Source organism: Paenibacillus nicotianae, from assembly GCF_042681745.1.
Taxonomy (GTDB): domain Bacteria; phylum Bacillota; class Bacilli; order Paenibacillales; family Paenibacillaceae; genus Saccharibacillus; species Saccharibacillus nicotianae.
Genome location: NZ_JBHUGF010000011.1, coordinates 32,300 through 53,364, shown reverse-complemented (window position 1 = coordinate 53,364; position 21,065 = coordinate 32,300). Strand labels below are relative to the sequence as shown.

The 21,065-nt window shown below is 40.5% G+C and carries 19 protein-coding genes; 1 reads left to right on the top strand and 18 read right to left on the bottom strand.

What is annotated here, in order from left to right; genetic code table 11:
* Positions 1-61 precede the first annotated feature (61 nt).
* On the bottom strand, positions 62-340 hold the full coding sequence (locus ACFSGI_RS18950) for a hypothetical protein (protein WP_204825777.1): 279 nt from the start codon (positions 338-340) through the stop codon (positions 62-64).
* Positions 341-569: 229 nt separating this feature from the next.
* Between ACFSGI_RS18950 and ACFSGI_RS18945 the strand changes: the two genes are divergently transcribed.
* Positions 570-1,541: a YndJ family transporter gene (locus tag ACFSGI_RS18945; RefSeq protein ID WP_204825776.1), complete on the top strand. Its 972-nt coding sequence runs from the start codon at positions 570-572 to the stop codon at positions 1,539-1,541.
* A gap of 130 nt (positions 1,542-1,671) precedes the next feature.
* Here ACFSGI_RS18945 and ACFSGI_RS18940 read toward each other — a convergent pair whose 3' ends face one another.
* The 17 genes from ACFSGI_RS18940 to dnaB all read right to left on the bottom strand — a co-directional run bounded on the left by ACFSGI_RS18940 (position 1,672) and on the right by dnaB (position 21,063).
* A complete protein-coding gene (locus ACFSGI_RS18940; RefSeq protein WP_204825775.1) occupies positions 1,672-2,322 on the bottom strand; it encodes a DUF2306 domain-containing protein in 651 nt (216 codons plus the stop codon).
* Between the two features lie 376 nt (positions 2,323-2,698).
* Positions 2,699-3,178 (bottom strand): 23S rRNA (pseudouridine(1915)-N(3))-methyltransferase RlmH, encoded by a 480-nt coding sequence (gene rlmH / locus ACFSGI_RS18935; protein ID WP_204825774.1) that lies wholly within the window; start codon positions 3,176-3,178, stop codon positions 2,699-2,701.
* Positions 3,179-3,265: 87 nt separating this feature from the next.
* Positions 3,266-4,699 (bottom strand): VanZ family protein, encoded by a 1,434-nt coding sequence (locus ACFSGI_RS18930; RefSeq protein WP_204825773.1) that lies wholly within the window; start codon positions 4,697-4,699, stop codon positions 3,266-3,268.
* Positions 4,700-5,410: 711 nt separating this feature from the next.
* Positions 5,411-7,369 (bottom strand): acyltransferase family protein, encoded by a 1,959-nt coding sequence (locus ACFSGI_RS18925; RefSeq protein ID WP_204825772.1) that lies wholly within the window; start codon positions 7,367-7,369, stop codon positions 5,411-5,413.
* Between the two features lie 395 nt (positions 7,370-7,764).
* Positions 7,765-7,932, bottom strand: a complete 168-nt coding sequence (locus ACFSGI_RS18920) for a CxxH/CxxC protein (protein WP_069326412.1) — start codon at positions 7,930-7,932, stop codon at positions 7,765-7,767.
* 50 nt (positions 7,933-7,982) lie between these two features.
* Complete coding sequence (locus ACFSGI_RS18915; RefSeq protein WP_204825771.1) at positions 7,983-9,236, bottom strand: S1C family serine protease; 1,254 nt, start codon at positions 9,234-9,236, stop codon at positions 7,983-7,985.
* Positions 9,237-9,323: 87 nt separating this feature from the next.
* Positions 9,324-10,130, bottom strand: a complete 807-nt coding sequence (locus tag ACFSGI_RS18910) for an MBL fold metallo-hydrolase (RefSeq protein ID WP_204825770.1) — start codon at positions 10,128-10,130, stop codon at positions 9,324-9,326.
* A gap of 9 nt (positions 10,131-10,139) precedes the next feature.
* Complete coding sequence (gene yycI, locus ACFSGI_RS18905; RefSeq protein ID WP_204825769.1) at positions 10,140-10,886, bottom strand: two-component system regulatory protein YycI; 747 nt, start codon at positions 10,884-10,886, stop codon at positions 10,140-10,142.
* A 21-nt stretch (positions 10,887-10,907) separates the two neighbouring features.
* On the bottom strand, positions 10,908-12,239 hold the full coding sequence (locus ACFSGI_RS18900) for a YycH family regulatory protein (protein ID WP_204825768.1): 1,332 nt from the start codon (positions 12,237-12,239) through the stop codon (positions 10,908-10,910).
* Complete coding sequence (gene walK, locus ACFSGI_RS18895; protein ID WP_204825767.1) at positions 12,236-14,086, bottom strand: cell wall metabolism sensor histidine kinase WalK; 1,851 nt, start codon at positions 14,084-14,086, stop codon at positions 12,236-12,238. Before walK ends, ACFSGI_RS18900 begins: the two co-directional genes overlap by 4 nt.
* 1 nt (position 14,087) lies before the next feature.
* Positions 14,088-14,816, bottom strand: a complete 729-nt coding sequence (gene yycF / locus ACFSGI_RS18890; protein WP_204825766.1) for a response regulator YycF — start codon at positions 14,814-14,816, stop codon at positions 14,088-14,090.
* 161 nt (positions 14,817-14,977) lie between these two features.
* Positions 14,978-16,531, bottom strand: a complete 1,554-nt coding sequence (locus tag ACFSGI_RS18885; protein ID WP_204825765.1) for a peptidoglycan DD-metalloendopeptidase family protein — start codon at positions 16,529-16,531, stop codon at positions 14,978-14,980.
* Between the two features lie 313 nt (positions 16,532-16,844).
* Positions 16,845-18,131 carry an adenylosuccinate synthase gene (locus ACFSGI_RS18880; protein WP_204825764.1) on the bottom strand — a complete coding sequence of 429 codons (1,287 nt, stop codon included), beginning with the start codon at positions 18,129-18,131 and terminating at the stop codon, positions 16,845-16,847.
* 315 nt (positions 18,132-18,446) lie between these two features.
* On the bottom strand, positions 18,447-18,836 hold the full coding sequence (locus ACFSGI_RS18875; RefSeq protein WP_204825763.1) for a GNAT family N-acetyltransferase: 390 nt from the start codon (positions 18,834-18,836) through the stop codon (positions 18,447-18,449).
* 78 nt (positions 18,837-18,914) lie between these two features.
* The gene (locus ACFSGI_RS18870) at positions 18,915-19,133 is read right to left on the bottom strand and encodes a hypothetical protein (protein ID WP_204825762.1); all 219 of its coding nucleotides are present in this window, start codon (positions 19,131-19,133) and stop codon (positions 18,915-18,917) included.
* 5 nt (positions 19,134-19,138) lie between these two features.
* Positions 19,139-19,642, bottom strand: a complete 504-nt coding sequence (locus tag ACFSGI_RS18865) for a hypothetical protein (protein WP_204825761.1) — start codon at positions 19,640-19,642, stop codon at positions 19,139-19,141.
* A gap of 59 nt (positions 19,643-19,701) precedes the next feature.
* Positions 19,702-21,063, bottom strand: a complete 1,362-nt coding sequence (gene dnaB, locus ACFSGI_RS18860) for a replicative DNA helicase (RefSeq protein WP_204825760.1) — start codon at positions 21,061-21,063, stop codon at positions 19,702-19,704.
* Positions 21,064-21,065: the final 2 nt, after the last annotated feature.

Here is a 21,065-nt window from a genome sequence, read left to right as displayed (position 1 = left end):
AACGTACATATCCTTTCGAGATCATTTTTTATTGCTTAGGATTAAACATCATTTTACCCATTTACATATCGCGAAGCAACGAAGGATCTAAATACGCTTTTCCCAAATAACCACTACAAAGCACAGGACGTGCAAGGATTTCATATGTTTTTGGATACTCTGGTGCTTCTTCAGACCAGACTTCAAATGAATCGAATTCTTGTTTCGAAATCTGATGATACTCTGCTGTGTCTGTTATACCTGTTAACATCTCAAATACATAAATATCATCACCAAATTTCCCTACAGACTGGTATTGACCTGTTTTCATACGTACATAGTCGGTGTATCTTATGCTCATGGTTATCTCCCATTCTTTGATTAATTCTCTAGAATTTATATCGTACAAAATTGTAATGTTCTGATTAACAATGGCTTTATCCTTACTTACAGTACGACTCGGTAGGACAGATCTATCGGCGAATAACTATGTTAAACTATTAAAAAAGCATCTTCCAGCTATTACAAAGAATACTTTACAACCAAATAGAGGTAAGTATAACGCTGAGCCTAGTTAGAAAGGAGCTTCCATGCGTCGTTTCCAGAAACAACAGATGACATCATTATTCGTACCCATAATTCCAGGTGCAATGATCATTATTGTAATATTTTCTCTTGATTATTTCCAATTTGAACTCGTTGAAAAATTTCTACTGTTTGCCGCTTTTATTATTGTACCTCTAGTTATTTTATTATTGAAATATGACGAAAAGAATACCTATCAACAGATCATATTTACTACTATGAAGCTGTTTCAATTCCCTGCCGCGCTTTTTGTTCTAGCCTCTATGATGAGCAGTAGAGTTTGGGAGTTACAAGGTACATCTATACCGGGCGCACTTTCTCTTGGTTGGCTATTGCTCACAGGGCTGCTTTGTATGTACGGGATAATCAATATAGTGATACATAAGGGAAAAATAGCAGAAACGGCGATTGGCGCGGGACTTATTTACTTTTTTATCGGAGGTATTTGGTTCACCCTTTATCAGTATCAATTGAACATCTTTCAAGCTAATCCTGACACCCATGCATTAAGTTCGGTTCACTTTCATTTTTCGTCTGCTATTGTTCCAATTTTTATTGGTATGCTCGGACGGATCATGACGAAGAAAAACTGGTATCCATGGGTCGTTGCTATCGATATTATAGGACCCATCTTGATCGCGATCGGTATGATTTTTTCCAAGCCCATCGAGTACATTGGTGTCACTTTGTTTGCTTGCAATATTGTGCTTTACACCACATATCTCCTTACTTACTTGAAGCGAAAAACATTATATAAAAAAGCAACCTTCTTTTTAGTTCTTTCTTGCCTTGCCTTCTACATCGTTATTATCGTTTCGATGTTCTATCCGCTGCTAAAAAAGAGATTTGCTTTAACCATACTTGATTTCATTCCCGTTTACGGATCACTGTATGCATTTGGATTTGTTTTATTTGGATTAATGGGGTGGATATACATGTTGGAATTTCTCAAGGAAAAAAAGCTTTATAACTATTAGTAGCTTTATAGGAAATAGCGAAATTTAAATTTTCTCGTAGTCTATAAATAGCAAATATGAATCAATTCCATCCTCATACCTATTCCACCGTACGCAAAAAAACTGCGCTATGGATGCGCAGTTTTATGGATCATTTTGGCGTGGCAGTTGTAAATCCTTGTTCCCGCCGCAACCTCATTCTGTAAATCACGGCTTCTATGACGATCAGATTAGGAATCCAACAAAGCCAAGCAACAGCCCGAAACGCTGCCTCGAAATCGCCAAGCAGAAAAATCAATGGCGCTAATAAGATTCGAAGCGTGACAGCCGAAAAAGTAAGCGCATAACTGCGAAGCATCCATGTTTTATGAGCTTGCATGTCTTTGACCAGAATTTTTCTCGTTGCAATAAGCGTAGTCGTAACCCACAGTACATCGAGTGATATGAACCCAAGCCCGGAAATCCAACCTCCTGTCGCAAAAATAGATAGATACACATTCACGATTCCACTAACTATAATCGAAAAAACATATCCGTATCCAAATAAGCGATGCCAACGTTTCCTGCCATTAGTTGGCTTTATAAATAGTTGAAAGGGTCCTATAATCAAAGCAAATATCGCGATGAAAATATGGGTGTATAGCACATATATCCATGGTTTGAGTTCAAAATTCGGCTTTTGCAATTTGAAAGAAACCAATCCAGCATTACTAGCGTTAAGAAAGCCATACTGAACAATGGCGTATCCAGCAATCGCAAATGCGAGAACGAACACAATTCCCCTAATTATTTTATTTCTCATATGAATGACCCTCCTCTGTTGTTGTATGCCAATCAAGCCTGTCGCTCCTGTAACCAAGTCATGCATTTTCAAAAAGCTTCTTTTCTATCGGTAGGATGTTTACTCTAAGTATAGGGGATTGAATACTGCGGTCTTTGCCTTTTCTGTCGGAGTCTTTGCCTAATTCAACAGATTCCATCACTTTATAAAGAAAAATCCGCTAGGCTCTATGCCCGCGGAAATTGAAAATAAGTTTACGTATGCGTTTCACTTCAACTGTTGCTGTTCCTGGCGCCACCTTGTGATATTTCTAGTTAGAGGGGCTATTTGTTGTCAGAATAATAGTGCTAGCCTGTTTTGCAGTCGATATCTGCATTGCAATCCTCAAGAGTTCGCTCTACTTATGATACGGCTCCCCGCGATTAATCTTCACCGCCCGATACACCTGCTCTACCAGCACCAACCTCATCAACTGATGCGGTAAGGTCATGCGTCCAAAGCATAACTTCTGTTGCGCACGCTTCAACACTTCATCCCCTAGCCCGTGACTCCCACCGATCACAAACACCACATGACTGCTACCATACGTCCCTAACCGATCCAGTTCACTCGCTAGATCTTCCGAACTCCATAGCTTCCCGTCTAGTGTCAACGCAATCACATGCGCATCTGGCTTGATCTGAGCCAGTATCCGTTCGCCTTCTTTGTCCTTCACAATCCGTACTTCGGCATCGCTTAACGTATCCGGTGCTTTTTCGTCGTTCACTTCAATCGTCTGAAATTTGATATAAGGTGTAAGACGTTTACTATATTCTGCGATTCCTTGTACTAGATATTTTTCTTTTAATTTGCCGACCCCAATAATCTGTATATGCATAAACGTTCTCCTTTAAATATCCTTTGGCTGATCGTGAGCCTGTTTACTGTTAAGTGTACACTATCTAGCCTTGGGCAAGCATCCCCTTTAAGAAATAGACATTGCTGGTACAAGCGTTTCCCACTGTTCTTTGTTCACCTTTCCAGTGAAGCGATACACCGGTTGGTAATATCCTTTCGAATCATAGTTATATGCAAGCTCATATTTCTCAACGGTTAGCACGTCGCCTTTCTTCAGATCATTATACATGTAGAAATCCCCCTGAAGGATGTACGCATATGCTTGTGCTGGACTTATTACGTCTACTTTACGTACATACTCATTCTTATTCATCGCATCAAATAAATCACGAGGCGCCTGCTGATCATCAGCAGAAGGTATAATCATAATCATTCCGTTAGCAAAATCCTTTTCGTCCTTTGCAACAGCATCCACTGATTTTTGGATATCCCATCTCAGCGTATCCTCATTCTGTATGCTAAATACGGTATCAGCAGGCAAAATATCATTGTCCAGCATCCATTTTTCGTAGAACTCTCTTTGCGTTGTTAGTTCTTCCTTAGTGAGCTTAATCTCTTCACCACTCGCATTATACAACTGCCATACACCATCCTGCACGTTATAGTTGAACGTATACGAGTTGCCGCTACTATCGGTAAATGACCATATTCGATTCATTCTATCCACTCGTTTTCCTTGCTTCTGCTGAAGATGGAAAGATGGTTGAATAAGCGCAGCTATATGCTTGCCATACTCCAGATTATAAATCCTATGATTAACATAGAGTGAAACTGGCTCCGCCTTCTCTGGAAGCTTGGCAGTCATATTAACTTCGACCCCATCCATATTCTGTTTGATTGCTGGTCGAATTGAGAGATTACCCAGCTCTTTTGCCTGATAGACAGCTAATGCACCGGTAAACAATAGAACAAACGCTATGGGAATACACAGCGCAAGCTCTGTCGATTTGAAGTCTAGCTTTCGCTGATTCATACTGTTTAGAATAGCCTGCATGATCAAGTAGCCTGCTATACTGCCTAGTGTGTTGTGAAAAATATCGTCTAACTCAAAAATACCCCTTCTGCTAAGCATCTGAGTCAGCTCAATACTAATAGTTACGATTAGAGAAATCATTAGCACAAAAGTAAAGCGCCGCGTTCGAATGCCCAGCAATGGCATCAAAAAGCCAAGTGGCATAAACATCATCATATTAAAAATAATAAGTTGAAGCTCGCTGAGAGACCATTGATTCCACGCACTCAGATAGCCGCTAAACAGTCGAAAATTCACCCATCCCTCAAAGTTTGCCCCTCTGCTGAATGTAGTTAACATCATAACTATCCCAAACCACATGATAAGCAAATAACCTGCTATAAACTGTATGACCGAGAACTTTCTTTTGCCACCCCTTTTTCGATATAGAACATAAAAAAGGAAGATAACGCCTAAAAGCACTAACGCTATAATGATTACTTTTGGTAGAAGTGTTAATAGCGTACCAAGTATCCCTTGAATATCCATGTGTGTACTCCCTTCATTTGGCTGTATGAATGATAATACGTTTTGCCACAAGTAAGACGCTGCTTACTCGTATTTTGTAACAATATATACAAAAAAATGACTAGATGCTTTCGCACTACCGTAATCACAGCTAGCGATCTAGTATGGTAGCTGGTAGTCTTTATTTTGAAAAATGAAGTATAAACGTAAGTAAATTCATCTAGAGCACCTTCAATTCATATCAGAAACAAAAAAAGCCTATTCCGCAAGGAATAGGGCTTCTAATTTCGAACATTTCAGAGCTGTATAGTCTGTTGATGATACAAATCGAAGATTTCAATCTGTAAAAATGGATTCATGTTTCTGATATTAGCAAATTTAATTTATTTTAGTTAAGGTTGTACTGGTAATCATCTTCATTGGGCATGTGGACTCTATACAAAATGTCGTGCTTGAACTTTCTAATACAAGAAACAATACTTATAATCATGAACCATTTGTATAGGCATAATGTTTTCCTTTCAATATCCTTTTCCTACTTATATGTATATGCTCATGATTCCACTCTATAAATACTCACATAAATTGAAAACTCCCCGCACGCTAACTGTATCTCAGTCGGCATGCAGGGAGCACTTATGAAGCCATCTTTATTATTATCGACAATTGTTAATAGTTTTTTAATACCTTTTTAAAATAATATTGGTTTATTTTCCTTTATATCCCAAATAACTATTTTAATGCTTTGACCACCAATGCTGCATACGCACGCGCGCCCGATGGATTCAAATGGACACCGTCTGGAGCAAAGTACGAATCTTGTCCGGCACTTGCTGAATACCAGTCGATAATCGTAATACGTGAATCTTCTGCGGCGGCATCGCTGAGTGCCTGATTGACTACACTTTCCCATGGGCGCGGAACACGTGTATTCACTACAATAATTTTCTTCACACTATCGCTTTTCAGGTCGGATAGAAGATCGTCTAATTGCTCTTTGGTAAATGATCCATTCGTTCCAAGTTCTAAGATCACTTTGTGACCCAGTTGTCCGTTACGTGAAAGCTGTTGAACAACGCCTGATGCTTCAGTTAACTGTCTGCCAATTTTGCCATCGATCACAATACCTGGCATGGCTTCACTTAGATAAGGAGCTACATCTAACATCACAGAATCCCCGATGGCGCTGATCCCTTTGCCTGAAATTGTATCGATTTCTGTTGTTTTAGCCGGTTCTTTATGCGTAGCATTTGATTTTTTTTCTTCGGTACCTGTTTTACTGGTTTCTGTTGTAGGTTGCTTACTTTCTGGTGAATCTTCTGTAGTTGCTGTTGAATCTGCTTTGGACGGATCGGTTGAATCTTCTGTATTGGATGATTCTGAATGGGTATGATCCGTTGTTGCTGCGTGAGACGATATATTTTTAGGTGCAGGTGTAATCACTTGAGCTTGATTGCCTGCATTTTGCGCTACTGCTGTCTCTTCTTGATCTGTGGTAATCAGATGACTAATTGCTGTTGAAGCTAATACGAACACGACGACGATCACAGCGCTATGCAACCATGCCCGAGATGTCATATGCTGTAACCGATATTTTAAGCGAATACTGCGGAATCCATTATACCGAATCGGTTGTTCTACATATCGCCAGGATAACTCTGCCAGTAGCAGACTGACAGCAACCTGTACAATACTTTTTATAATCGAAGGTTCTGTCGTGCTAACCTGTGAAGTTGAAAGGGTGATGACTGGAAAATGCCACAGATACAGACCATATGATCTTTTGCCTAACCAGCGCAAAGGCTTGCAACCGAGTACAATCGCAAGGCGACTGGCTGGATGCGCTAACGTAGCAATCAGCAGTGCTGTGATAATCGCAATCAGCACCATTCCACCACGATATAAAAATGGCTGATATTCATTCGTATGCCAGATCATCCATCCCAGTACGAATAACGTTACGACACCGACAATATCCAATACGGTACGTGCTTGACTGGAGACGCGAGATTTGAGCTTGGCACTTGGCCATACAATCGCAAGCGCTGCTCCGATCAACAATGCAAAGATACGTGTATCTGTTCCATAGTAGACACGACTTGGATCGCTACCTGGTTCATATAATACAGCCATTAACAGTGCTGAGATTGCAGCTAGACTCAGAATCCAACCGGCTAGATTGACACGTTTTGGTAGGAATTTCAGCCCTAATGCAAGTAGCAATGGCCAGATCAGATAAAATTGCTCTTCGACAGCAAGCGACCAGAGATGACCGAGTGGCGAAGCTGGCCCGAAGCTTTCAAAATACGATACTTTATGGAAAATAAACCACCAGTTGCTGACATAGAACAATGCCGCAGGTACATCTCCGACCAGTGCAGGCAGACGGGAATGATCTACGACCAGACACCACAACACGACCACAATGACCATCGCGAACATCGCAGGCAATAAACGTCTAGCACGTCTTATCCAGAAGTCGACCAGATCAAATCGATGATGACGTTCCCATTGTCCTGCAAGAATATCTGTAATGAGATAACCGGATAATACAAAAAATATACCGACACCTAGCAATCCACCGGGTGCCCAATCTATATTGAGGTGATACAATACTACTGCCATTACAGCAAAAGCACGTAACCCATCCAGTCCTGACATGTAACGGTGCTGTTGAAGCGGTTTAGACATGACTTACCCGCCCCTTATGTAAAAGTGCCCAGATGTTATTCATTTCTTCTACCCTTTCTGTACATGTTCCTGATTTATTTACCCATTTTTCTATTCTTTTATTATATAGAAGCACTCTATTCAGAGAATCTCAGCAAAGTTAAAAAATAATGACAGTAACGTCAAGATATAAAGCTCATATAAAAAGCACCTACACCCTGTTCGGGCAAAAGGAAATAAGGAACCGCGCTTACGGTTCCTACCCCTGTTGATCCGCTCATGATCTGTACGTGCTGATTAGAATGCCTATTAGTTATAAATTCATGATTACATTCACTTGATTTCTCTCTATACAACGCCATTTCATGAATACCTAAGTCACTGTATAATAGTTGCGATCTTGTTACCTGATCTGATTAGACCACCAAAAATTCAGCATGTTGTTCGCAATAACTACATTTTGCAGGCGGGTCCCAGTCCGAAAATTCGGTCTCTTTTAGATCGACAACATCCGGTGCTTCTTCCAATTCATCTACGAATTCTTCCAATGCTTTTTCAATGTGTTCTTTACATACGACATACATCAATAGGGTCAAGCTCCTTTACTGGTTCAATATCTATATCGGCAAGTGGATCAATCAGGCTTGGACTGAAGTTGAAGAGTAATGTCCTTCTTCACGCCATCCCGATAATAGGTGATCTCAAGCGAATCACCGACCTTCTTATGATTATACAAATACTTGCGTAAATCAAGTGTAGAAGTGATTTTTTGTTGATCCAACTGCACAATAATATCGTCTGCAAGAATCCCTGCTTCTTTGGCAGGTCCACTCGCTTCGACCACAATAATGCCATCGGTTACCCCTTTCGGTAACTCTGGCTTTTTGTAATCTTTTTCTTGTTCATCGAAAAGACGATACGCATTTTTATTATCAAAGTCTGTTGTATATACGCCCAAGTACGGACGGCTAATTTTACCATTTTTAATCAGTAGATCGACATTCTTCATCACTTCATTGATTGGAATCGCAAATCCCAGTCCTTCAACACCGGTATCTGAGATTTTCATCGTATTGATACCGATCACTTGTCCATTCAAATTCACCAAAGCTCCGCCACTATTACCTTCATTGATCGCAGCATCGGTCTGAATCACATTTTGTTCCCAATCATACGTACCATCTTGATTCAGCGATACAGGAATTAAGCGATTGTTGTAGCTAATAATTCCTGATGTCATCGTACCATTAAATCCTAGTGGATTGCCAATAGCCATGACTGTCTCGCCCAATTGAAGCTGATCCGAGTTGCCTAATTGAGCGACAGTATCGATATTTTTACTGCTGATCGATAAGACTGCAATATCGCTGATAAAGTCTGTTCCAACGACAGTCGCTGCGAGTGTCGTTCCATCACTTAGCACTGTTTTGACTTGATCAGCATCTTGGATAACATGATTATTGGTGACAATATAGGCTTTACTGCCTTCTTTGCGGAAAATAACCCCTGATCCAAGTGCAGACTCATTGAGTGTAGACGACTCATCTTGATAATTCACAATACTCACCATCGCTGGACGCACTTCGTTAGCGACATGAATTAACTGTTCATACGGATTACCGTCTGTTTGTTGAGTCATCGTAGGAACGATACTGCTAGCGACAACAGAAGAAGAAGAGTTGTTGCTATACCATCCGAATAAGCTGATGATTGCTAGCACTGTTACAGCACTACTAATCGAGCTAACTGCTATTACTTTGATCGTAGATGCAGATCTGGAACGTCCTCCTAAAGAACGATTGCGATAAGATGAAAATGGCACAGACATTTTTCGTTTGGATCGCCGCGATACTTTGGTGTTGTAGAAATCATCATCAAATAAGCCCATGCTGATCGCCCCTTTGCTTGTCTATGCTAATCAGATCAAATACATGATTTCAATTTTACCAAAAATAACCATTTTCTGAAACTGAATTTATTTATCGCTTATAATATCCCATGGTGTAGGACGATCATAATACGTTTCACATAGCTTAAATTCATGATCTTTGTAAAAGCAGCCTCTACTCTCCATCGCATCCCGTACTGTTAGCTTGGCAAGTTCCATCATATTGTGATCCCGACTCAAGTGAGCCAGATACGTACGTTTAGTTTTGCGTGTAAGCAGTTCACTTAACGCTTCACCTGCTGCATCGTTCGATAAATGACCGATATCGCTCAAAATCCGTCGTTTGGTATTCCACGGATATCTGCCCATACGTAGCATTTCAATATCGTGATTCGCTTCAAGTACTAACACATCCGAACCTGCAATACTTTGCATCACTTTATCGCTTACATATCCTAGATCGGTAGCCAGACTTAACTTTTCATCTCCATCTGTAAAAAAGTACCCTACAGGCTCTGCCGCATCATGCGAGATACCGAACGATTCAATTCGCATTGAACCAAATGTAAGATGATCGCCTGTTTGCATAATTTGTTTTTGCTCGGGAGATAATTTGCCGATTGAGCGCTCCATCGCGCCCCATGTTTTTTCATTTGCATAGATCGGTAATTCATATTTGCGAGCAACTGCGCCTAATCCTTTAATATGATCGGAATGTTCATGCGTAATCAGAATCCCATGAATCTGTTCACCGGTAAGATCACGTTCTTGTAATAATTCACCGATTCGACGTGCACTCAATCCAGCATCGATAAGGATAGTTGCATCTTTATTTTGAACAATGGTCGCATTGCCTGTCGATCCACTTGATAAGACTGTAAACTGTATTCCCATGTGTCTACTCTACTCCTTATTTTCTGCCGCTGGAGGAACAATCACTTCTCCATTTATTGCTTGTACATAATAGAAAGCTCCACTATCTAGCGCAATGCGCCATACCGGTACAGCTAGCTGATGAGTACTATCCAGTGTCTGCCCGTAAAAGCCAAGCGCGATATCTTTGATGACCGAACTTTCAGGTATTTCTTTTTCAATTAAGCTTCCAAGAGCATTCGATGCAGAGATAATTTCCTGCTTCGGTTGATCTTGATTAGCACTTACTGTCCATTGAGGCTCTGTATACGAAGTAATCTTCTGATTACTATAATACAACTGTAGATTCATATTAAATAGAGGAAGATCACTATTAATAAGCGGATGTAGCATAAATACACTTTCTTCGCTCACTAATGGATCATACCGATAATTTTCGATATCAGGAATTTCATCTGCTAATTGATTACGTAATTCATCTTCGTTAAAGATCAATTGACTATCGACAGAGCTTTTCAGCTTAATCGGTGTCTCAATAACATCTTGCCCGGTATACTGGTAAATGACTTTGGACAAAATAGGTGTGTCTCTTGGAATCTGTGCAGTCACTTGAATATGTTTTTCTTCCATCGCTTGCTGCGCATTATCGCTTAATGAGGTAAAGTCCAGATTGGATTGGGCTTGATCACGTACATCCACCCACAACTGGTATCCCAGTAAACCGTTCAGCAATAAAAAAGCACAGATCAGTACGCTTTTGGCTCTTCCCCAATCCATCGTGGACCTCCCAAATCATGTTCATTTTTTCATACTTATAGTGGTATTGCTTGAGTTCAGTACAATATTTTTGCCATCTTGCAATTTGACCATCCATACCGGATTCAGCACAATCACGCCATTACCAAGTGTCGGACGATAGGCTGGATAGATATTACGAATCATCTGATCAGCAGGAATCTGTGCTTTGATCAAGTTCTCTAATGCTTTCCCACCTGGCAGTGAGATTACTTTTGCTCGTGTAATATTCGATTCGTTCATTGGCGGATTGTTAGCACCTGTATACAACATCGAACGCTCATAAGAAGATACTGTACCATGTTCCATCACAAGCTTCATATAACCGAATTTTAATTTTTCTGTATCTACAATCGGATAGGACTGAATATACTGGCGGAAAATAAACTCTTTATCATCATTGGAGTTATTATCCATCATCAGCATATACGATCCCGGCCATCCACCATGTTGGTTCACAAAATCAATCGCAGATAATACATTATCCGATACATTGTTCGTTCCGGTTGTTGGTGCTGTCGGATCGGTGTATGTCATCCATTTCTGCTTCGTATCGACTTGTAGACTGCGTTTGCTATCTGTATAAATCTCGGTGCCATTTTCTTCATTAATATTACGTGTGGCTCCTGGATCAAAAAACAGATTACGCTGCATTTGTTCTGTTGTATACATTTCAAGCTTGAGGGTTAGTGATTGAATATTTAGCGCTGTCTGCGGAATATAATAACCGTCTGTTTGATAAAGGTAATTGATCGAATCTGTACTCATGATCGTCATTTGCTGAATATCTGTATTTGTCCATGCCATATCTGTTGCTTCATACACTACATCTCCACTTGCACTAAAAAAGAAAGCACGTGGCTTGGTACTGTTGGTTGTGTTATAGATCCAGATTCGGTTCACTGTATCGCCTTCAAATAACGAGTCTGGACTAATATCCAGTGTTCGTTCTAACAGACTTACAGGGATACCGCTACTGAATGTCATTTCTAGCCCTGCATCATTACGAATTTCATTCCAATTGATAGTTTGAACAGATAATCGTCTGAACTGGCTAAAATTACTGCTTTTGAGACGACTATAAATAGCATTGTAATTCGATGATGCCGGGTAGAATACCGTATGCTTATTATTTTTGAGATGCACAATCATCTGATCTGGAAAAATAGTATTTTCAATCGTAGTCCGTGGACCCATATCTTCAGTCTGCACATAACTAGCTTCCGAATTAGCAACTGAATCTGCTCCAGGCATCCGGTAAATCAGATAATAACTTTGCACCAGACTGACTACAATTAAGCCCACAAGTAAGATGGATTTGATATTTTCTCTCAATGTACTCCATCTCCTTCTTCATGCAAAGGTAGCGTAACTGTCACTTTAGTCCATTGTCCAAACTCTGATTCAAGAGAAATATGACCTTCGTGCGCAAGCACCATTTCCCGGGCAATAGAAAGCCCTAATCCGGTTCCTCCCATATTGCGAGAACGCGCTTTGTCTACCCGATAGAAGCGTTCAAATATCCGATCCAAGTCTTGCTTGGGAATCCCGATTCCTGTATCGGTTACGGTTATCGCAACCATTCCATCTTCTGTACTATAAGCACCCAGTGTCACTTTACCACCATCCGGTGTGTATTTTAACGAATTAGAGACTAGATTATCGAGTACTTGATCCATGTGATCTCGATCGATCCACACACTGCCTACATCAATATCCAGATCGGTAGCAGACTGGATATCTTTTTGCTGCATTTGTACAGAAAAGCGATCAATCGTATCTTCTAATAACTCTCGCACATCGGTACGCTGTTTGCGTAACATCGCTTCACTGGAATCTAAGCGTGATAAATGAAGCAAATCGGTAACTAGCCGAATCATACGCTGCGTTTCATTTTGGATCACACCGATAAATCGTTCAGCAAGCGCACGTTCTTCGAGCGCTCCATCTTCTAACGCTTCGGTATAACTCTTAATAGTAGTTAGTGGAGTGCGTAATTCATGCGATACATTGGCGACAAATTCACGCCGAGCTCCTTCTAACTTTTCTTGCTCTGTTACATCTTGTAGTACTGCAATAATACCGGTGATACTTTCTTTACGACGATGTATCGGACTAAATGTAACCCGGACAATCGAAGAATTACCTTCATATTCTTCACCTAATTTGAGCACTGTACGGCGAAGTGTTCCGTTTAACAATTTGGTACGTTCATTTTCAGGCAAATGCAAAAGGTCTGCTAATTCTTTACCTACAATCGCTTCTTCACTGACATTCATCATTGTGCCGGCGACACGATTAAGTAAAATAACGCGACCTTGTTCATCGGTAGCGACAACGCCATCACTCATATTTTTCAAAATCGAAGCCAGTTTATCTTTTTCTTCTTCATTCTGAGCAAGGGCGTCACGCAACCGACTGGTCATATAATTAAATGCTTCACTAAGCTGTCCAATCTCATCATCACTATAGACCGTCATTTGATGATCAAAATTCCCTTCTGCCACTTCTTTGGCTCTTCGGGTCATTTCTTTGATCGGTTGTGTTATCGTATGCGCCAGAATCACGCCTAGTACAGCCGTTAAAGCGAGTGCAATCAAAATACCGGACAAGAAAATACCATTGATACGCTTCATCGTGCTGTACAATTCTTTCATAGAAGCAACAATATAGACAGCACCTACTGTTTTGCCACCGCTAATTACGGGCTTGGCAACAACACGCTTGCGCTCTCCTGTCTCATCAATAATATATTCTTCGTTGTCGCTTATTCCTTGTAACGCACGACTGACTACTGTTTGTGTATTGCGACGACCTTCCAGATCGGTACCTGATTGTAGCGAGGAAATAACAACCCGACCGCTGATATCTAACACCTGGATTTCTTGAATCTCTGTTCCACTCATATTGTATAAATTATCAACCATCAACTTTAGATCGTTGATCGCATTAGAACCTGCTTCACCGCTACCCGACCATTTATCTGCTGCCAGAACAGACAGCAACTCAGCGCGTTCTTGCAGATCCTGTGTAAAATTGCTGGTTAACGAATTTTTCATAGCGCTCACGAAATACACGCCAATCAACTGCATCGCAATCAAAATAAGCAGTACATAAATAATAATCAGCCGCGCTTGAATCGTACGGCTGAACCCTGGAAGCAACGGAAATCTGCGCTTCACGTTATAGTCCTCCTGATTTTGGACTACGCATCATATAACCAAGACCACGACGCGTTAAAATATATTCGGGCTTACTAGGATCGTCTTCGATCTTTTCACGCAATCGACGAATCGTTACATCGACTGTACGGACATCGCCAAAATATTCAAATCCCCAGACAGCTTGAAGCAAATGCTCACGTGTCATCACGCGACCTGCATTTTTCGCCATATAATATACCAATTCGTATTCTCGATGGGTAAGATCAAGCGGTTGATTTTCTTTATAGACCATATACATATCCGTATCAATAAATAGCTCTAGCAAACGAAGCCCTTTTTTCTCTTCTTCTTTGGCGGCTGGTGCAGTTGGTACTGCTGTTAATTTCTGCTGACGACGAATCTGTGCTTTGACACGTGCTAACAATTCGCGTGTGCTAAACGGCTTGGTGACATAATCATCTGCACCGAGTTCCAATCCTAACACTTTATCGATTTCAGCATCTTTAGCAGTCAACATAATAATAGGCATATGCATACGTGTGCGTATTTCGCGGCATACATCCATTCCATCTTTTCCTGGTAACATCAGATCCAATAAGATCAAGTCCGGTTCTTCTGCAAATGCTAATTCAACAGCGGTTATTCCATCAAATGCACAGATGACTTCATAACCTTCTTTTTCCAAATTAAATTTCAGTATATCTGCGATTGGTTGTTCATCATCGACAACCAGAATTTTTCCTTGCATCTGTATTATTCACCCCATGCCTGCCTGTTATGGTTTTATTTTAACATATCCCTTTACTCCACGACATCATCAGTACGATGCAATTTCAATAGATATATACAAAAAATACAGCTTCTATATCAAAAGTATATAGAAGCTGTATCAAATCATTCCTATTCGATTTATGGCAAGTACCCTAGTGGATTCTGAATCACACCACCACTATGTACTTCAAAGTGTAAATGAGTTCCTGTAGAATGTCCTGTATTACCCATCACACCGATATGTTGTCCTTGTTCGACAATCGCACCTGTACTGGTATCGATCTGGCTTAAATGTCCGTATAACGTCTCATAGCCGTTATTATGGTTAATAATAATCACATTACCATAACCCGTCATCGTTCCTGCATAGCTGACTACACCATCATCTGCTGCCATCACCGAAGAACTACCGACAAGATCAATGCCTTTATGCGTTTTACCCCAACGCTGTCCAAAAGGACTGGTTACACTTGCTCCAGATACCGGCCAGATCAAATTACCTGATCCTTCTCCTTGTACTACTTTTGTTCCTTTAATAATAACTTTAGGCGATGATTTCTTGGTCACTTCTTGACCTAACCATTCCTCGCGAAGCATTTGACCATTTTGCTTGGTCACCCGGTAATCGATTCGTTTGAGTCCTTTACTGCCTTGAGCGACAACTTTAGACTCACCTTCGCGCATACTATCACTTTTGCGAATCTCTACAGCAGGTTCTGTTACAATTTGTTCAGAGTAGTCTTCAAATGTCGTTACAGTAATCGGAGGTTGCGGAACAGTTAATGTTAGTTCGTCACCGATCTGCATCGCCATTTCATCGATTTTGGGATTATTCGCAAAAATCTCTTCTTGTGTAATATCATGATCTGCCGCGATAGAGCTGATCGTATCACCTTCACGTACCACATAAGTAGTTGGTGATTCTACACCTGTTGTCATGACTTTTGCTAACTGTGTACTGCTTAACAATTTATTAGGATTGGCTTTGATTTCGCTTGTCGATACTTTTTGCTTCAATGTTACCGATTCTAAGCCTGTGACTTGTTTTGGATAAGCTTTCGTGGATGTTTTGGTAGAAGCTTTAGCAGATTCTGCTTTTTTCGTATACTTTTCTTTCACTTGTTCCAGTGCGGCATCGATCACTTTTTGATCTTTAACAATGCCGATTACTTTGCCATCCACATTAACTTCTACACTTTTAGCGTAAGCAGTAAGCATGCCATCAAGTGTTTTGAGTGTGTTTGCAGAATTGACCTGTGCTTTATAGGCACGTTCTTCTGTCGTAGTGATACCGTTAGTGTTTAACACCATCGTCGCTTTTGGATATTTCTTCTGATATGCTGCACGCTTCGTGGTGAATAACTGCTGTAATTCTTCTTTATGCAAAATCGTACCGATAGCCTGTCCTTTAACAGATACTACATAATACGGAATCGTATTGGCTGTGACATAATGATTGCCTGCCCAAATAAGCCCGCCAACAACGACCAGACCTCCAGCCGCTATCATTAGACGACGACGCATTTTATTTTTCCCCTTGCGAATCGAATCAACTGTAATGGTATACCATGCTGATGGCGTTTCTGATTGATCGGTTGATTGCTGTTCGTTCTGCACTTCTAACTGTGGATCACGCGATTGATCTTGCTTAGGCGTGTTCCCCATCCCCAGTTTGCTTCTAAACCCTTTCATGACCGTCTCCTTTTATCCTTATCCCTATTCATGGTTAGATACGTTATTAGTGAAGTTCAGTTAATTGTTAGTATTATAAGTGCTAATTATTAAAAATTGTCATCTAAAAGTGTCAAAAAATTAACCTTTTCTACTCCCCGTTTACTTTACCATAATCTCGATAAAATTTTCAACTTTACTGTTCATTAACATTTCTCTTCATATGAATAGGAATCGCTGTATAACAAAAAAAGACACCCTCGCGGATGCCTCTTCTCGTTTGTTTCTATTTGATCATACATTTCTATACGTTACTTACTATAATAGCGACGAATTACAGATAAATCGGTGCTACTTGATTCGTCTGCTCGCGGTTACGTCCTACAGAGAAGATCGCAATCGGAATACCTGTTAATTCAGAGACACGATTTACATAATTACGTGTCGTTTCTGGTAATTCTTCCAATGTCTTCACGCCTGTAATATCTTCGCTCCAACCTGGCATTTCTTCATAAACTGCTTCACATTCAGCAAGCATTTTAAGACTTGCAGGATAGTGAGTAATAAACTCGCCTTTGTATTTGTAGCCTGTACAGATTTTCACTGTATCCAGACCTGTTAATACATCTAAAGAGTTCAAAGACAATCCTGTAATACCACTTACACGACGAGCATGACGAACAACAACACTATCGAACCAGCCTACACGACGTGGACGACCGGTTACTGTACCGTATTCATGACCTTTTTCGCGAATAGTATCGCCTGTTGCATCTAACAATTCAGTAGGGAAAGGGCCATCACCAACACGAGTTGTGTATGCTTTCGCTACACCAATCACTTGTTGAATTTTGGAAGGGCCTACACCAGAACCGATACATACCCCACCAGCAGAAGGGTTAGACGAAGTAACAAATGGATATGTACCCTGGTCGATATCCAACATCACGCCTTGTGCACCTTCAAACAGAACACGTTTGCCAGCATCGATAGCATCATTCAAAACAACAGAAGTATCTTGTACATACTGACGAAGAATTTCCGCATAACCTAAGTAATCTTTCAAAATTTCTTCTACATCTACAGGCTCGCCACCATAGACTTGAGTAATTACCTGATTTTTTTCTTTGACTTGATGACGCAATTTGATTTCAAATTCTTCTGCATCCATCAAATCAGCGATACGAATACCAGAACGAGCTGTTTTATCCATATAACAAGGGCCAATCCCTTTACGTGTTGTACCAATTTTGTTAGGACCTTTACGATCTTCTTCCAAAATATCCAATACCATATGGTACGGCATAATCACGTGCGCGCGATCGCTAATCGTTAAGTTCTTAGTAGTAAAGCCATTATCGTGCACATAGTTAATTTCATCGATCAATGCGGAAGGGTTAATAACCATACCGTTACCAATCACACAAGCTTTATCTTCGTAAAATATTCCAGAAGGAATCATCGTTAATTTGAATTTTTTTTCATTAATTAGGATAGTATGACCTGCATTGTTACCACCTTGATAACGTGCAACAAGATCAGCACTCTCCGAAAGATAGTCTGTAATTTTACCTTTTCCTTCGTCTCCCCATTGCGTTCCCACAACGACTACAGTTGACATGAAATCATTCCTCCGTAGGTGTTTTTATACACCGTGAATTTGAGCTGTCCGTTGCAAAAAACAACTGATCAACAGCGAATATATTGCAAACAGCCAGACAGCATGAAAACTTCCTTGCGAGGAACGGTCAGACGTGCGCAAATCATAATGATCCGTTTCGCAGTGGAAGGGCATAGCAGTGCTGTAACGCAAAGACTTACTAAAGCAATGTAAGCTTTACAACACCATTATCAGTGTAACAGGCTGCTTTTTTAAAGTCAAATGAAAAGCGAACAATACATTCAATTAAAAATATTATCGTTCGGAAATGATCACTTAACTTCTCCATACTCCACCTTTACTTAACGTCAAACCACATTTTTGGTAAAAAGAAGCGTGTTCTTCTGTAAACGTACAGGTTACAATTTCGATATGATGGTGCTTGGCTTGTTGCAATAGACTATGTACCAGCTTGGTTCCTAACTGTTGATAACGATAGTGAGGATGAACCAGAATGTCTTCTAAATAACCATGTTGCAAGCCCATACCGGAGATATAACCAAATGCAATCAATCGCTGTTCTTCATCTCGTGCTCCTGCATAAAACTGACACCGCTCTAATAAAGCAGGATAATCTTGCTCTTGTCGTTCCCATCCTACCGCTTCACGCAGATCAGGTACTTCATAAGGTTGTATCGGTAGATTGATTTGTATTGATTTTTTCATGTATGACACTCCTTCAAAAAGATGTCAGTATGTAAATAGTAAATCTACAAAAGAAAAGAACCGCCTGAGCAGTTCTTTTTATATATTGATGTTCATTTGTTTACGTAATTCTGCTATTTTAGAACCAATCTGTTTGGCTCCATCTTCAGATAAAGGAGCATGCAAAGTAAGTGTGTGAACAGTATTCATTTCTTGCTCGGATTTACTATATAGGCGTGAGTGTCTACGAGGCATAGATGATCTTGCCTTGTGCAAAGCAAAATATCCATACGTTCCACGTCTTATTTTGTTTGTCATTGGCGTCACATCCTCTCTCTATAGTATAACATAATCAAAGATTTCCCTATAGCTGGATCAAGCAAATAACGGGGGTAATGATCTATATTTCCAATAAACTGAGCTCGATATACACGTTCATAATAATCAATTAAGTTTGTTTTGGGTGTAAGCACTACAAACCCATCAAATCCAGCATCAAAACTAATCTTGTAAGCACAGGCGAACAACACTTTTCCAATATTAATATAAGAAATGGTTCGTCGATGTTGTGGTGATTTTTCCACTAAAGCAAGCTCTACAAATAAATTATTCTGATCTTTTCGATATGCCAAACAGCCATGAATCATTCCATGGCTGTCGACTAACTTCAAAGCAGTAAATGTAGAGTTAGATTGTAAGTAAATATTCCAATCAAATGAAGCTTCCCAACCTAATTTAGCAGAGATGTGTGGCAGATCTGATGTAGTTAAAGGAAAAAAATCAGCAAATGAAATAACGCCCGCTGTATCCTCAAGAATCCAAGGCACTCTCTACACTCCTCTATATCTATTACTTACTATTGAAATTAAAATAATATAATTTATCGCTATCCTGCGAACATATCCGATTGTACACGTTCGTAGTTTACGAATTTATTAAAGTTTTTCAAAAATACCAATTCTACAGTACCTACCGGACCATTACGCTGTTTGGCGATAATAATCTCGATAATATTTTTCTTTTCTGTATCTGCATTATAATAATCATCCCGATACAAGAAAGAAACGATATCCGCATCCTGCTCAATCGAACCAGATTCCCGCAAGTCAGACATCATCGGGCGTTTATCCTGACGTTGCTCTACACCACGACTGAGCTGAGACAGTGCGATAACCGGTACAGACAATTCACGAGCAATCTGCTTTAAGGTACGCGAGATTTCAGAGACTTCTTGCTGACGGTTCTCGCCAGCTTTACCGCGTCCAGAAATAAGCTGAAGATAATCGATTACGATCATACCCAGACCTTTTTCTTTTTTCAAACGACGGCATTTGGCACGAATCTCTGAAACGGTGATTCCCGGTGTATCGTCGATATAGATTTCTGCTTCAGACAAAGAAGAAATCCCCATCGTCAGCTTCGCCCAATCTTCATCACCTTTAAATTCACCGGTACGCATCACATTCGCATCCAGATTCGCTTCGGCACAGATCATACGTTGTACAAGCTGCGCCGCTGACATCTCCAGACTGAAAATAGCGACGGTTTCTTTGGCACGTACAGCTACATTTTGCGCAATATTCAGTGCAAATGCTGTTTTACCTACCGAAGGACGAGCAGCTACAATAATCAGATCACTTCGCTGAAATCCAGCCGTCATTTTATCCAAATCAACGAATCCAGACGGAATACCTGTCGTATTTCCACTATTTTGATGCAAAATTTCAACCCGTTCAAATACTTCCATCAACACATCACGAATCGCGATAAAGCCACTACCTGTACGACGATTCGAAATTTCCAAAATCCGTCGTTCGGCATCGCCCAGCATACTGCCGACATCTTCGCCGCCACCATACCCTTCGCTCACAATCTGTGTTGCTGTTCGAATCAAGCGACGTAACATCGACTTTTCTTCGATAATTTGAGCGTAATAATCAACGTTAGCTGCTGTTGGAACCGCATGAGCAAGCTTCGCCAGATAACTAACGCCACCGATATCTTCTAGCTGTCCCCGGTCTTGCAATAAAGAAGTTAATGTAATCAGATCTATCGGCTGATTTTCTTCACCGAGATTAACCATTGCTTCATAGATCAGTTGGTGTGATTTATCGTAAAAATCTTCGCTGTCTACCCGTTCCATCACTGTAATTAACGCTTCTGACTGAAGCAAGATCGCTCCGAGTGCCGCCTGTTCCGCTTCTAGATTCTGTGGCGGAACCCGATCGTAAAACATTTCGCCGCCCATTT

Coding starts and splice junctions, on each gene's coding strand:
- ACFSGI_RS18940 (WP_204825775.1), bottom strand. CDS start 2,322: ATGAGAAATAAAATAATTAGGGGAATTGTGTTCGTTCTCGCATTTGCG.
- yycI (WP_204825769.1), bottom strand. CDS start 10,886: ATGGATTGGGGAAGAGCCAAAAGCGTACTGATCTGTGCTTTTTTATTG.
- yycF (WP_204825766.1), bottom strand. CDS start 14,816: ATGCAAGGAAAAATTCTGGTTGTCGATGATGAACAACCAATCGCAGAT.
- ACFSGI_RS18915 (WP_204825771.1), bottom strand. CDS start 9,236: ATGGGCTTATTTGATGATGATTTCTACAACACCAAAGTATCGCGGCGA.
- ACFSGI_RS18920 (WP_069326412.1), bottom strand. CDS start 7,932: ATGTATGTCGTATGTAAAGAACACATTGAAAAAGCATTGGAAGAATTC.
- ACFSGI_RS18950 (WP_204825777.1), bottom strand. CDS start 340: ATGAGCATAAGATACACCGACTATGTACGTATGAAAACAGGTCAATAC.
- ACFSGI_RS18885 (WP_204825765.1), bottom strand. CDS start 16,531: ATGAAAGGGTTTAGAAGCAAACTGGGGATGGGGAACACGCCTAAGCAA.
- ACFSGI_RS18945 (WP_204825776.1), top strand. CDS start 570: ATGCGTCGTTTCCAGAAACAACAGATGACATCATTATTCGTACCCATA.
- dnaB (WP_204825760.1), bottom strand. CDS start 21,063: ATGGGCGGCGAAATGTTTTACGATCGGGTTCCGCCACAGAATCTAGAA.
- ACFSGI_RS18875 (WP_204825763.1), bottom strand. CDS start 18,836: ATGAAAAAATCAATACAAATCAATCTACCGATACAACCTTATGAAGTA.
- ACFSGI_RS18925 (WP_204825772.1), bottom strand. CDS start 7,369: ATGTCTAAACCGCTTCAACAGCACCGTTACATGTCAGGACTGGATGGG.
- rlmH (WP_204825774.1), bottom strand. CDS start 3,178: ATGCATATACAGATTATTGGGGTCGGCAAATTAAAAGAAAAATATCTA.
- ACFSGI_RS18870 (WP_204825762.1), bottom strand. CDS start 19,133: ATGACAAACAAAATAAGACGTGGAACGTATGGATATTTTGCTTTGCAC.
- ACFSGI_RS18930 (WP_204825773.1), bottom strand. CDS start 4,699: ATGGATATTCAAGGGATACTTGGTACGCTATTAACACTTCTACCAAAA.
- ACFSGI_RS18910 (WP_204825770.1), bottom strand. CDS start 10,130: ATGGGAATACAGTTTACAGTCTTATCAAGTGGATCGACAGGCAATGCG.
- ACFSGI_RS18880 (WP_204825764.1), bottom strand. CDS start 18,131: ATGTCAACTGTAGTCGTTGTGGGAACGCAATGGGGAGACGAAGGAAAA.